The organism is Gilliamella sp. App4-10 (genome assembly GCF_001690495.1).
GTDB classification, from domain to species: domain Bacteria; phylum Pseudomonadota; class Gammaproteobacteria; order Enterobacterales; family Orbaceae; genus Gilliamella; species Gilliamella apicola_G.
Genome location: NZ_LZGS01000018.1, coordinates 57,445 through 70,876, shown reverse-complemented (window position 1 = coordinate 70,876; position 13,432 = coordinate 57,445). Strand labels below are relative to the sequence as shown.

Annotated in this window: 13 protein-coding genes and 1 riboswitch; of the genes, 3 read left to right on the top strand and 10 right to left on the bottom strand. The window is 35.1% G+C overall.

Annotation, left to right across the window (positions count from 1 at the left end; all coding sequences use genetic code 11):
* Positions 1 to 20 precede the first annotated feature (20 nt).
* Positions 21 to 221, top strand: a complete 201-nt coding sequence (locus tag A9G23_RS03060; RefSeq protein ID WP_065586289.1) for a YaeP family protein — start codon at positions 21 to 23, stop codon at positions 219 to 221.
* Here A9G23_RS03060 and A9G23_RS03055 read toward each other — a convergent pair.
* The 3 genes from A9G23_RS03055 to trmA form a co-directional block, all read right to left on the bottom strand.
* Positions 199 to 1,626 (bottom strand): heavy metal sensor histidine kinase, encoded by a 1,428-nt coding sequence (locus A9G23_RS03055; protein ID WP_065586218.1) that lies wholly within the window; start codon positions 1,624 to 1,626, stop codon positions 199 to 201. The two genes, A9G23_RS03060 and A9G23_RS03055, sit on opposite strands and share 23 nt — an antisense overlap.
* Positions 1,604 to 2,290 carry a heavy metal response regulator transcription factor gene (locus tag A9G23_RS03050; protein WP_065586217.1) on the bottom strand — a complete coding sequence of 229 codons (687 nt, stop codon included), beginning with the start codon at positions 2,288 to 2,290 and terminating at the stop codon, positions 1,604 to 1,606. Before A9G23_RS03050 ends, A9G23_RS03055 begins: the two co-directional genes overlap by 23 nt.
* A gap of 362 nt (positions 2,291 to 2,652) precedes the next feature.
* On the bottom strand, positions 2,653 to 3,750 hold the full coding sequence (gene trmA, locus A9G23_RS03045) for a tRNA (uridine(54)-C5)-methyltransferase TrmA (RefSeq protein WP_065586216.1): 1,098 nt from the start codon (positions 3,748 to 3,750) through the stop codon (positions 2,653 to 2,655).
* A 366-nt stretch (positions 3,751 to 4,116) separates the two neighbouring features.
* On the opposite strand from trmA, the gene srmB reads away from it, so the two are divergent.
* Together srmB and A9G23_RS03035 are read left to right on the top strand one after the other, a co-directional pair.
* The gene (gene srmB, locus A9G23_RS03040) at positions 4,117 to 5,430 is read left to right on the top strand and encodes an ATP-dependent RNA helicase SrmB (protein WP_065586215.1); all 1,314 of its coding nucleotides are present in this window, start codon (positions 4,117 to 4,119) and stop codon (positions 5,428 to 5,430) included.
* Positions 5,431 to 5,549: 119 nt separating this feature from the next.
* The gene (locus A9G23_RS03035) at positions 5,550 to 6,152 is read left to right on the top strand and encodes a peroxiredoxin C (protein WP_065586214.1); all 603 of its coding nucleotides are present in this window, start codon (positions 5,550 to 5,552) and stop codon (positions 6,150 to 6,152) included.
* A gap of 91 nt (positions 6,153 to 6,243) precedes the next feature.
* On the opposite strand, the gene A9G23_RS03030 is transcribed toward A9G23_RS03035, so the two are convergent.
* The 7 genes from A9G23_RS03030 to A9G23_RS03000 all read right to left on the bottom strand — a co-directional run bounded on the left by A9G23_RS03030 (position 6,244) and on the right by A9G23_RS03000 (position 13,219).
* Entirely contained in the window at positions 6,244 to 6,558 is a 315-nt protein-coding gene (locus A9G23_RS03030) for a DMT family transporter (RefSeq protein ID WP_065586213.1), read from the bottom strand.
* Positions 6,559 to 6,584: 26 nt separating this feature from the next.
* Positions 6,585 to 6,899, bottom strand: coding sequence for a DMT family transporter (locus A9G23_RS03025; protein ID WP_065586212.1), 315 nt, complete (start codon positions 6,897 to 6,899; stop codon positions 6,585 to 6,587).
* 687 nt (positions 6,900 to 7,586) lie between these two features.
* Complete coding sequence (gene ribB / locus A9G23_RS03020; protein ID WP_065586211.1) at positions 7,587 to 8,231, bottom strand: 3,4-dihydroxy-2-butanone-4-phosphate synthase; 645 nt, start codon at positions 8,229 to 8,231, stop codon at positions 7,587 to 7,589.
* 162 nt (positions 8,232 to 8,393) lie between these two features.
* Positions 8,394 to 8,571, bottom strand: a riboswitch (FMN riboswitch).
* Positions 8,572 to 8,677: 106 nt separating this feature from the next.
* Complete coding sequence (locus A9G23_RS03015; protein WP_081296928.1) at positions 8,678 to 9,436, bottom strand: ABC transporter permease subunit; 759 nt, start codon at positions 9,434 to 9,436, stop codon at positions 8,678 to 8,680.
* A gap of 243 nt (positions 9,437 to 9,679) precedes the next feature.
* Positions 9,680 to 10,852, bottom strand: coding sequence for a putrescine ABC transporter permease PotH (gene potH, locus A9G23_RS03010; protein WP_255306868.1), 1,173 nt, complete (start codon positions 10,850 to 10,852; stop codon positions 9,680 to 9,682).
* Positions 10,853 to 10,870: 18 nt separating this feature from the next.
* Positions 10,871 to 12,007, bottom strand: a complete 1,137-nt coding sequence (gene potG / locus A9G23_RS03005) for a putrescine ABC transporter ATP-binding subunit PotG (protein WP_081296912.1) — start codon at positions 12,005 to 12,007, stop codon at positions 10,871 to 10,873.
* Between the two features lie 102 nt (positions 12,008 to 12,109).
* Positions 12,110 to 13,219 (bottom strand): extracellular solute-binding protein, encoded by a 1,110-nt coding sequence (locus A9G23_RS03000; protein ID WP_065586210.1) that lies wholly within the window; start codon positions 13,217 to 13,219, stop codon positions 12,110 to 12,112.
* Between the last annotated feature and the right edge of the window lie 213 nt (positions 13,220 to 13,432).

Sequence of the window (13,432 nt, the reverse complement as noted above, 5' to 3'; positions counted from 1 at the left end):
AATCAAAAGAAATGAATCTAATGAATAAATATAGTGCACTTGTTTGTGAAAAGTATGCGCAAATTGGCAGTAATGACCTCGGTTATATTGAAGATGCTTTAGGCGCCGTTATGCAAGTATTAGATGAAGTTGTTCGTAACAATCAAGTACCACAAGATCTGAAAGATAAAGCTGCTTATGCCGCAGCTAATTTATTGATCAGCGACTTTGATGTAAAATAGCCGTTGGTAAATTAATGATAAATCGCGTAGATCGTTCATCGGATTCAGCATAAATCGAACCTTTATGCGTTTCAACAATGGATTTAACGATCGCCAGCCCTATGCCTGTACCCGAATTATCATTACCATTACGATGGCGTGATTCATCAACTCGATAAAACCGCTCAAAAAGATGCGGCAAATGTTTATTGTCAATTTTTTTGCCCGGATTAGAGATAACAATCCTAACGCGTTTTTCGCTAACTTGACTTAAAGCTATCGTAATAATTTGATTTTCTGATGTATAACGAATTGCATTGGATAAAATATTACTAATTGCTCGCCCTAACATCAACTTATCACCTTGAATATGAGAACAATTTCCTTCAAGATTAAAGATAATATTTTTCTCATCAGTAAGTGGTTCAAAATACTCACACATCATTGTCATCATATTATGTAAATCAATATCAATTAAATTGGGCACCAATTGACGATTATCAGCTTGAGCTAAAAATAGCATGTCAGAAATCATCTGCGACATTTTTTCGTATTCTTCTAAATTAGAATATAAAATCTCGCGATATTCATTCGTCGATCTAGCATTACTCAACACAATTTGTGTTTGCGTTGTTAGATTGGTAATGGGTGTTCGCATCTCATGAGCGATATCCGCAGTAAAATTACGTTGACGTTGAAATACATCTTCTATTCGATTAAGCATATCATTAAATGCTTTCACTAAACTGACGTATTTCATTGGTACTAAAGAGGTAGGAATGCGGTAATTCAAGCTTTTAAGATTAATTTTTTCGATCTTTTTAATCAATCGATTGATTGGTTTTTGAGTAAAATAGATACTAATAAAAGAACCAATTAATGCCAAAATACAAGCAATACCAATAAGTAAACCTAAACCATCGTGTAATCGCCGAATAAATTCAATATGTAAATCACGGCTAACAGCAACTATAGTGGTATATTGTTTACCATTTTCAATAATAACGCGTGAAGCAGCAACTCGATATGATACTTTATCTTGATTCCAAATATCAGTGTTGTGATTTTCAATAATAGTATCAAAACCAATCTGAGTTTTAGCAACGGCTAAATTTGGTCCACGTGTTCGATAGACAATTTTACCACTTTCATCAATGACATAAACAAATAGACGATGATGCCCAGTTAAAATTAATAACAAATTTTGAATAAATTCGTCACGATTTTCATCTGGAGAATAATAAACAAGTTCACGTTCAATAGAATCAATTACCGAATTAAGCTCGGATACATTTCGTTGAATTGAAAGTTTTTCAAAAGAGCGCTCAATAAAAAAACTGAAACAATAGAGTAAACCACACGTTAACAAACAAACAACAAGAGGCAAACGGAACGTGATTAACTTATTCGGCTTCATCCAAGACATCTAACTTATACCCCATTCCTCGGACTGTATGAATCAATTTTGGTTCAAAATCAGCATCGATTTTATTACGTAATCGTCTAATCGCAACATCAATCACATTAGTATCGCTATCAAAATTCATATCCCAAACTTGAGAAGCAATTAACGAACGAGGTAAGACTTCACCAGGATAACGTAAAAAATACTCTAATAATAAAAACTCTTTATTGGTTAAATCAATACGCTTATCCCCACGTGTTACCATTCGTTTTGGAAGATCCATGACTAGATCAGCAATACTCAATTGAGAATTATTGACTTGGGGTACATTACGTCGAAGCATAGATTTAACTCGCGCCAATAATTCAGCAAACGAAAAAGGTTTTACTAAATAATCATCAGCACCTAAGTTAAGACCTTTTACTTTATCTTCTACACTACCCATAGCGGTCAGTAGCATAATTTGGGTCTCTTTACCTGCTTCACGCAGTGACTGAACAATTTTCCATCCAACAATATCTGGTAACATGACATCTAGAATAATTAGATCATAATCTTCTGTCATGGCTCTATGATAACCATCAAGACCATTATTTGTTAGATCAACAACAAATCCAGATTCCACTAAACCTTGGCGAAGATACTCACCTGTTTTTTGCTCATCTTCAACTACTAACAATTTCATATTTGAATACTTCCTTTGTTATTTTTCTGGTTGTCGAAATTGCATAATACAGCTATAGAATAAGTGATAGACACCAAACCAATCATGATAGTTTAATGACTATTTTGTAATGAGTATGTCATTAATAAGTTGGTTATTCTTTGTTATAGTAGCCACACAATGATTCATGAGGCTAGACATTATTGTTTCATTGTTTTATTTCCTTTCATCCATTCCTTGCAATTTAATGCAGCCCTAGTTTATCTAGGGTTTTTTTTTGTTATAAAGCTATAGATTTGTATATATGCTTGAAACAATAATTAGTTAGATATAGATTTAAGGATATTCTAGCAAAAATATCCTATATTGAATATCACATCATTTTATTTTTTACACAACACAATACCCGTTTCGATATGATCGGTATAAGGAAACTGATCAAACATTGCAATATGTTGAATTGAATGTGTTTTAGTCAATAACTTCAAATTGTCACGCAAAGTATAAGGATTACACGAAATATAAATAATAGTTTTATAGGTTTTCAATATATTAATAGTATTTAAATCCACTCCCGCGCGTGGTGGATCAACAAGTACCGTATCACACTGATAATCATCTAAATTAATTCCTTTTAAACGATTAAACTCACGCTCTTTTTTAATTGCACTAGTAAACTCTTCGGCCGATAACCGTACAATATTAAGATTATCAACTTGATTCACAACAATATTATGCTGAGCAGAATAAACCGATGCTTTAGCTATTTCGGTTGCCAATACTTTGCGAAAGTTTTGTGCCAGTGCAATCGAAAAGTTACCATTACCACAATAAAACTCGAGTAAATCACCGGACGCATTTTTAGTGACCGAGACAGCCCACTGTAGCATTTTAATATTTACCACTGCATTGGGTTGGGTAAAACTATTCTCGACTTGGCGATAAATAAACGTTTTATCCATTACTGGCAAAACTTCATCAACATAATCTACATCAATTGCTATCTTTTGATTACTTGCTCGCCCAACAATATTCGCATCTATTCCCTGCTCAGCTAATTGTGTTTTTAAATTTTTTGCTTCGGTGATCCATTCATCATTTAATTTTTTATGATACAAAAGCGTAATTAATAACTGACCACTTAAAGTCGAAAAATAATCGATTTGAAACAACAAATGACGAAGTAACTGATTATGTTGTAACAAAGGCAAAATCGACTGCATAGCTTGATTAATGAGTTTAGTGGCGATAGGAAATTCATCAATCCTTACCCGTTTTTTTGTCTTTTGATCATACATAATATGATAAAGGTCTTCGCCATCATGCCAAACTCTAAACTCGGCACGCATACGGTAATGGTTAATGGGCGATGAATATACTGCTAATTCGGGAAGTAAAAAGTCTGATAACAATGTTTTTAAATTATCTACTTTTTTTGCTAACTGTTGTTTATAGTTATCATTCGAGAAGCATTCAGTCATAGTCATTATCTAATAGGTATTATTGAAGTATTATTTAATATGGAATTTTGAGTCAATCTGCATTAAGTCACAAAATAGTTAAACACAAACTATTTAAACTAAGTTAACCTTAGCAGTATAACTAAATAGTCATTATAAATGCCATTATTAGGGTTCTAATCTTATCACAAATAGCCAATGATGATAAGTTTTGCTTAGATAAAGCGCCTAATCTTTAGGTATGAAAACTAAACTTTACATTGCAATAATTTGTCTACAAATAACCACTCCATAAAGATCGAATAATAAGCCATCACGCTTTTATTGATTGTAGTTATAACGATTGACGTTATAATGTGTATCATAATTTTAGACAAAAAGAATACTATGACAGCACACACTTTTTCTGATTTAGAATTAGATGATATATTAATTCACAATCTTCAAGCACAAAATATAAATACTCCAACAGTTATCCAAGCGCAAACCATCCCCGTTGCTTTAGATGGCAAAGATATTTTAGGTTCCGCGCCTACGGGTACCGGCAAGACACTGGCTTTTTTAATTCCTGCTGTACAACATTTATTGGACTTTCCACGTCGCAAACCTGGCCCGCCACGCATTTTGATTTTAACCCCAACCCGTGAACTAGCCATACAAATTGCCGAGCAAGCCAAATTATTAACGGAATCCACCCATTTAAGTATTGCAACTATTACTGGCGGCGTTGCTTATATGAACCATGCTGAAATATTTAGTAAAAATCAAGATATTGTTATTGCTACAACTGGCCGCTTATTACAGTATATAAAAGAAGAGAACTTTGATTGCCGTGCAGTTGAAATGCTTATTTTAGATGAAGCTGATCGCATGCTAGACATGGGCTTTTCGCAAGATGTCGAAACTATATCAGGAGAAACACGCTGGCGTAAACAAACCTTATTATTTTCAGCCACACTGGAAGGTGAAGGACTGCATAATTTTGCTAGCCGTATATTGAATGACCCAATTGAAATTACTGCCGATCCATCGCGTAAAGAGCGTAAAAAAATATTACAATTTTATTATCGTGCCGACGATTTAACTCATAAAGTGGCACTACTTACTTACTTATTAAAACAAGAGGAATTAAAAAAAACGATTGTATTTGTTCGTAAACGTGAGCGTGTGCATGAATTAGTTAGCCTATTACATCAAGCGGGCATTTATAGTTGCTATTTAGAAGGTGAAATGGTGCAAGCAAAACGCAACGAAGCAATCAAAAGAATTAGTAATAATACAGTTAATGTACTTATTGCAACCGATGTTGCAGCACGAGGTATTGATATTGATGATATCACTCATGTTATTAATTTTGATGCACCAAGAACTGCTGATGTTTATTTGCATAGAATTGGGCGCACCGCCCGTGCCGGCAAAAAAGGTACAGCGATTATGCTAGTCGAGGCGCATGATAACGAATTACTTCAAAAAATTGAACGCTATATTCAAGAGCCGATTAAATTAAGAACGATTGATGCATTACGCCCTAAAACTAAAGCGCCAAAACCAGCTACTAAGAAAAAGCCTTCACAAAAAGCCAAACAAAAAAGTACAATCAAAAAACAAGAACAGGCAAAAAAGAAAAAAGTAAAACAGCGCCATCGTGATACTAAAAATAAAGGTAAACCTAAAAGATTAATTACTAACACCAAACAATAATAATATATTTAATAGCTAAAACTTATGATATCGATTGTTTATAACAACTTGGACAATAAATTTTAATTGCTATAATGCTACGCAAAGTGAATTGCATTTAACTAAAAAGGAGAAATACTATGACATTAGTCACTCGCAAAGCACCCGATTTTACATCAGCAGCTGTTTTAGGTTCTGGTGAAATTGTTAGCAATTTCAATTTATCACAACATATTAATGGTAAATATGCTGTTGTATTTTTTTGGCCAATGGACTTTACTTTTGTTTGTCCATCAGAAATTATCGCATTTGATCACCGCCTAGAAGAATTCAAAAAACGTGGCGTGGAAGTAATCGGTGTTTCAATGGACTCTGAATACGTACATAATGCATGGCGTAATACACCACAAGAGAAAGGTGGAATTGGCGAAGTTAAATTCCCTATTGTTGCCGATATCAAACACTCAATAATGCAAGATTATGGTGTTGAACACCCTGAAGCTGGTGTTGCACTACGTGCTTCTTTCTTTATTGATAAATCAGGTATTGTACGCCACGAAACAATTAATGATTTACCAATTGGTCGCAACATTGACGAAATGATTCGTATTGTTGATGCGTTCCAATTCCATGAAGAACATGGTGAAGTTTGCCCTGCACAATGGACAAAAGGTAAAAAAGGCATGCAAGCAAATCCAAATGGTGTTGCCAGTTTCTTAAAACAACATGCTGATGAAATTTAATTTCTTTTTTATTCATCCATATCTTAATTTACGCTTTGCGTAGCCGGAGATAGTCTCCGGTTTTTTTATCAATACGCTTAATCTAAAATATTCATAAAGTAGCATGTAATCCAATCACACCAATAATAATAATGGTAAGTCCCAATAAACGAGGCAAGTTTTTAGGTTCATTAAATAATAACATATTAGCTAATACCGCCCCCGATGTACCAAGACCAACCCAAACAGGATACACTATACTCAAATCAAGATAATGGAGCGAAAAGTAAAAAAGTACAAAAGAGACAAAAAATCCCCCCCAATACAAAGCAAGCCTAAATAGACTTTTTTGCTGAGCATATAGCTTAAGGCCAATCGCACCAAGCACTTCAAAAACTGACGCAATTAATATCAACAGCCATCCCATGATTAAAATTGTCCTTTATTCTAAAATTAACTGTCGGCACGTTTGAGTTGTACAACACCAATAATAATTAGCACTACAAAAAACAGTTGAATTACCTTAATCTCTTTATCAAAAAGCAAAATATCAATCACCGTTGCGCCAACCGCACCAACCCCCGAAAAAATGGCATAAACTGTGCTAGTAGGTATTGTCTTACAAGCATTGGTCAAAAATGTAAAATCAACAATAATAAGCGAAACAATGATAACCCACTGCCACAGCTCAGTTGCGATGCTAAACCCTAAGATCCAACATAATTCAAAAAAACAAGTTAGCATCACAAATGCCCACTCTTTATTCATGCTAAACATAGCCACCTCAATTTTTCACTTTAATTTAGGCCGTAATAAATTTTTGTTACAATCTGTTGTAAGTATAATGTTTGACTATTGACTATGCTCTATTGCCAATAAGCAACGACAAAACAAAAGATGGTTCGCAAACAGAACATTTGCCACCAAAAGATCTTAATTGTTATATGTTCTTAATCATTAAAACAAAACACTAACATTTATGAAATATTTTTACAAATTTTATTCTTATTTGTCAAATAATTAAATAATTAAATAATGGAGAAATCTAAATGGCAAGAACAAAATGGTATAATTCAATGTTTAACTGTTTATGTAGTTTAGCTTTCTTCATCCCCATCCTTTTTGCTTTATATATATCGTATCATTTTGGCAAGATATAAAATATAGTTATACCTTTTCAAGTTTATTCCGAATCTTTATAGAATTAGTGCCAAAGCAACGCGTTGTATTTGTGTTGCTAGGATAGCACTTAGAAATTAAATTTGATACTTCGGGATTAGAAAAAGGCGTTAAAATAAGAAAAAGTTATGTTTTAAAAGTATCTGATTAATTTCAGCCTGATTCCGCCGGTATCTTCGGCGGAAGATGACGACATTAATCTCAAACAGTAGGTCTCTCCCTACTTTGCATAACATTTGTTAATAAACACTAAACATTTTAAAATTGAAAATTTTACTATGCTGTTAATGATTTACGATACTCAACAATATCTTCAATAGTCACAACTGGCATATGAAATTGCTTAGCGAATTCAACTACCTCTGGCGCTCTTGCCATAGTGCCATCATCATTCGTCAATTCGCACAATACAGCTGCAGGTTTTAAACCAGCTAATGTCACTAAATCAATTGATGCTTCGGTATGGCCTCGGCGAACTAATACACCGCCTTCTTTAGCAACTAAAGGAAACACATGCCCAGGGTGATTAAGATCACTAGGCTTAGCGTTATCATTCACTGCTGCTTTAATGGTAGTAACGCGATCAGCAGCTGATACGCCTGTTGTAACTCCATTAGCGGCTTCAATCGAAATAGTAAATGCTGTATTGTTTTTACTGGTGTTATTTGCCACCATCATTGGCAAATGTAACTCATCACAACGTTTTTGTGGCAAACATAAACAAACAATGCCACTGCCATAACGAATCGTCAGCGCCATTTGCTGACTTGTAATAGACTCAGCAGCCCAAATAATATCGCCTTCGTTTTCACGGTCTTCATCGTCTAAAACCAACACACCTTGGCCAGCTTGAATCGATGCAATAGCTTTTTTAACACGTTCAATAGGAGTTCCAAACTCATTTAAATTAAACTGATTCATGGTAAATACCTATATATTTTTAACTTGCTCATTTCATTATTTACCTAATTAGATTTAAATGGCTATTTAGCTATCCAAATAATTAAGTATAAACAAAAATACCAGAATCAGGGCAGTGCTTGACCAGCGAGAATTTGCCTTTCAGCAAATATTGGAAAGATAAGCAACTCTCTTTTATCCAGACTGTAACTGTCGGCTTTGGAATTTCACCAAATCTGCTTGTCCTTAATCTAACAGACCTAACCAAGCAATAAAAACAATTGCTGCAGTTAACAATTTAGATTAAGCGCTCGTGGGCTATACCACCGGTGGGGACTTACACCCCGCCCTGAGAATTTTGCCAAAAAATTTGACTCATCACACTATAATACAAAATAGCTAAAAAACACAGAGATTTTAAAACGAAATATTGCCACAAAATGCGGCAATATTTATAAAGGAAAGGATTAACTCATACGAGTTTCATGGATGTGACGTCGTTCTGCTTTACGCATCCACAACCAAGAAATAAAGCCAATAATACCAACAATTAACAATATAATGGTGGCTAAAGCATTGATCTGTGGATCGACTCCTAAACGTACTTTTGAAAATATCAATTTAGGTAACGTCATAGCACCTGGTCCAGTTACAAAGTTAGCAATAACCACATCATCGAGTGATAACGTAAAGGCTAAAAGCCAACCAGAAACTAATGCTGGTGCAATCATTGGTAAAGTAATGATAAAAAAGACCTTTAATGGGTTTGCACCAAGATCTAATGCGGCTTCCTCAATTGACTTATCTAATTCGCGCAACCGAGCACTAATTACCACCGTCACATAGGCAGTACAAAATGTAGCATGAGCCATCCAAATAGTAATTGCCCCACGATCTTTTGGCCATCCAAGCACCTGCCCCATACCCACAAATAGTAAAAGCAAAGCCAAACCGGTAATAACATCTGGCATAACTAGTGGCGCAGTTGTCATAAATGAAAACAGATTAGCTCCTCGGAACCTTCTAAAACGGATAATCGCATAAGCGGCTAATGTACCAAGCACTACTGCAAAAGTTGCAGCACCTGCAGCAATCGACAAACTCAAACCGACGGCCTTAAGTAACGTTTCATTATGAATTAGTTCAAAATACCATTTGACAGAAAAATTCGCCCAAACTGTCACCAAACGGGAGCTATTAAACGAATAAACAATCAAAATAATCATAGGAATATATAAAAACGAAAATACCACCAAAAAAATAAGTCCTTTCAAACATCGAAAAAACAACGCAATGGTAATTAAAGTCGTAATAGTGAAACTAAAAATAAAACAACCGTAGTAAAAGTTACTTTGACCAAAAAGAGCTAATCCCGATGCTGAAATCAAAACACTCAATAAAATTGTACCAAGCAATGACGAGATAAATACGATCACAGCCGATCGTGCAATAACGGTCAAATTGTTCATCTATTTATCTCCTAATTGTCGATTTTGGAATTTATTGAAATAGTAAATTGGTATAATTAATATCATCAACATCACACTAGCAACGGCCGACGCTACAGGCCAGTCATGGTTATTAAAGAACTCAGTCCAAAGCTGGGTACCAATCATAATCCCTTCTGAAGGGCCTAATAATTCGGGGATAACATACTCACCAACAGCAGGAATGAATACCAACATGCCTCCAGCAATAACCCCATTTTTGGTTAAAGGGACAATAATTTTGAAAAACGTCTTAATTGGCTTACAACCTAAATCTAATGCGGCTTCGATTAACGTTGAATCGACCTTACTTAACGACGTATAGATTGGCAATACCACAAATGGTAAATAAGAATAAACAATACCAATGTACACAGCAAAGTAGGTTTTCATAATAATCAAAGGCTGATCAATAACCCCTAACCACATTAAAAAGTGATTTAATAAACCATTTGGATTCAAAATACCAATCCACGCATAAACACGAATCAAAAATGATGTCCATGACGGTAAAATGATCAGTAACAATAAAATGTTACGCGTTGATTGTTTACATTGCGAAATAGCCCAGGCCAGCGGATAACCAATCAAAATACAAAGGACGGTCGAAATAGCCGCAATTTTGAGCGATTGTAAATATGAATCAATGTAAATAGTGTCACTAATTAGATTTAAATAATTACCAAAATTTAATGCAATATTAAGCACACCATTGTCATAATTTAACAAATCCGTATAAGGTGGCACAGCTAAGGCAATTTCAGAAAAGCTAATTCTAAACACAATCAAAAACGGTAATAAAAACAATAACAACATCCATAAATATGGAATCGCAATCACCGTTAATCGACCATAAAGAGTCATTAGATCTGGATCATTACGTTGTTGACGCAGTTTTTTATATGCATAAAAAATTGCAACTAATCCAATTGGAATAAATAAAATACTGCCTGCAATAATTAGCCGATAAGCAAATTTAGACGGTTTGTAATCCGCTAAAAAACAACCAAAGCATGACAATAAAAAACTTAATGTCATTGCGGTAAATAGCGCATCTAAAAATAAATTATCAAATGCACCTGTTGTTACAAAACGCCAATAAACATTGAGCAACACAAATGCATTTAACCCTAAACCCAATAAAATGGATCGCATCACTATAACCTCTTTTGTTTATTCGGTAAGCACAACACAGCTATCAATTTCCCAACTCAAGTTAACGGTATCACCCCAAGTTGGCATGCCTTTACGATAACGATGCTCATTTTGAAGCTGTGCAATCATAATTAATCCGCTCGGCAATTTAACATGATAAATCGATAGATCACCTAAATAAGCAATTTCGACAACCTCTCCTGTAGCGCAATTATATCCATCTTCAGGGATTTGGTCACATAATTGGATTTTTTCTGGGCGCAGAGCAACTTTAATTGGTACACCTTCTACCGCTGGCGAATCATAATCCACTTTCAAAGGACGTTTAATCATAGGACTACTCAAAATCAAGCCATCTTCTAAAGTTTCTTGTAAAATCCCGTCAAAAATATTAACTGAACCAATAAATTCGGCACTATAACGGCTATTTGGGTGTTCATAAATTTCTTCTGGCTCGCCAATTTGCACAAATTGACCTTTATTCATAATGGCTATGCGACCTGCCATGGTCATGGCCTCTTCTTGATCATGAGTCACCATCACACACGTTGCCCCCACTTGTTCTAAAATGCTCACCACTTCAAGTTGCATTCGATCACGAAGCTGTTTATCAAGCGCTCCCATAGGCTCATCAAGTAACAATAATTTTGGCCGTTTGGCTAAACTTCTGGCTAAAGCCACACGTTGGCGCTGTCCACCTGATAGCTGGTGTGGTTTACGTTTGCCAAATTGTTCCATATGCACAAGTGCTAGCATTTCTTCAACGCGTTGCTTAATTTCGTCATGATTTAATTTATCTTGTTTTAAACCAAAAGCAATATTTTGCTCAACCGACATGTGAGGAAACAAAGCATACGATTGGAACATCATATTAATAGGACGATTGTAAGGCGGAACTTGTGATAAGTCGTTACCATCAAGAATGATTTGCCCCGACGTAGGCTGTTCAAAACCAGCAAGCATGCGTAATAATGTAGATTTACCACTCCCTGATGCCCCTAATAAGGCAAAAATTTCACCAGTATAAATAGTCAAATTGACATCATCAACGGCATAATAATCATCATTAAAAACTTTGGTTAAATTTTTGATCTCCAATAGTGGAGTTATCATCTTTTTTTTAGGCTGTACCTGATTTGTTGTTTTATCGTTCACTCTTTTTTCCTCATAACAACAAGCCAAAAAAAACGAGACGGAAAGACTAAATAGCCTCTCCGTCTTGGATTATCACTTAATATTCGATAGACAAAATATCGATTATTTACCCGTTTTGAGCTTTGTCCATGTACGGGTAATTACACGTTCAAGTTTAGGATCTTTAACTTTTAAAGTGAATAGTTTTTTCATCACTTCTGGGTTTGGATAAACCGCTGGATCGTTCTTCACTTCTGGTCTTACAAAGTTATCGTTAGCTTCTTTATTGGCGCTAGCAAACTTCACATCGTTAGTGACTTGTGCGGCAATTTCAGGTTTCATCACAAAATTTAAAAACTCGTGAGCTTCGTCAGGGTTTGCTGAATCTTTTGGAATAGCAAAGGTATCAAAAAAAACTAATGCGCCTTCTTTTGGAATTTGATAACCAATATGTACACCATTTTTCGCTTCATTTGCTCTATCACGTGATTGTAAAATATCGCCTGACCAACCTAAAATCACACAAATATCACCATTTGCTAAATCGGTAATATATTGTGAAGAATGGAAGTAACGAATATTTGGACGAACCTTTTCTAACAACTCATAAGCGGTGCCTGTATAATCCTTTGCATCGGAACTATTTGGATCTTTACCTAAATATTGAAGTGCACTAGCAAAGATTTCTGTCGGCGCATCTAAAAATGCCACACCACAATCTTTGAGTTTTTCCATATTTTCAGGTTTAAACACTAAATCCCAGCTATCCACTGGCGCGTTATCGCCTAAACGCTCTTTAACTTTATCAATGTTATAACCGATCCCTGTTGTCATCCACACATAAGGAATGGCATATTTATTATTAGGATCATGAGTTTCCATTAATTTCATTAAATTTGGGTCTAGGTTTTTCCAGTTAGGTAATTTACTTTTATCTAATGGAAGATAGATATCAGATTTAATCTGTCTAGCTAAAAAACTATCTGAAGGTGAAACCACATCAAAGCCAGAATGACCGGCCATTAATTTGCCTTCAAGTGCTTCGTTTGAATCATAAACGTCATAAACCAGTTTAATACCAGTTGATTTTTCAAAATCCGAAATAGTATTAGAACCGATTTGCCCAGCCCAATTGTAAAAATGCACAACGCGATCTTTAGCAATAGCAGATTGAGATAACGCTAGTGAAACACCAGCCACGATTGAAAGAATTGTTTTACGTTGAGTAAACATGCTCACCACTTCTCCTCTAGTTGTAGGGATATTACATGTCAGACACAAGCCCATTGCAAAGACACAACGGACCCCCAAATTTTGCTATCGACGATGCTAACAATGATGTAAATAACCAATATCATAATCGCCCAGCGAAACCGAGGTAATAAGGCAATCACAAGTCATTAATAAAATAAATGAACGAGTAGAGCTAACCTTGCATTACGAGGG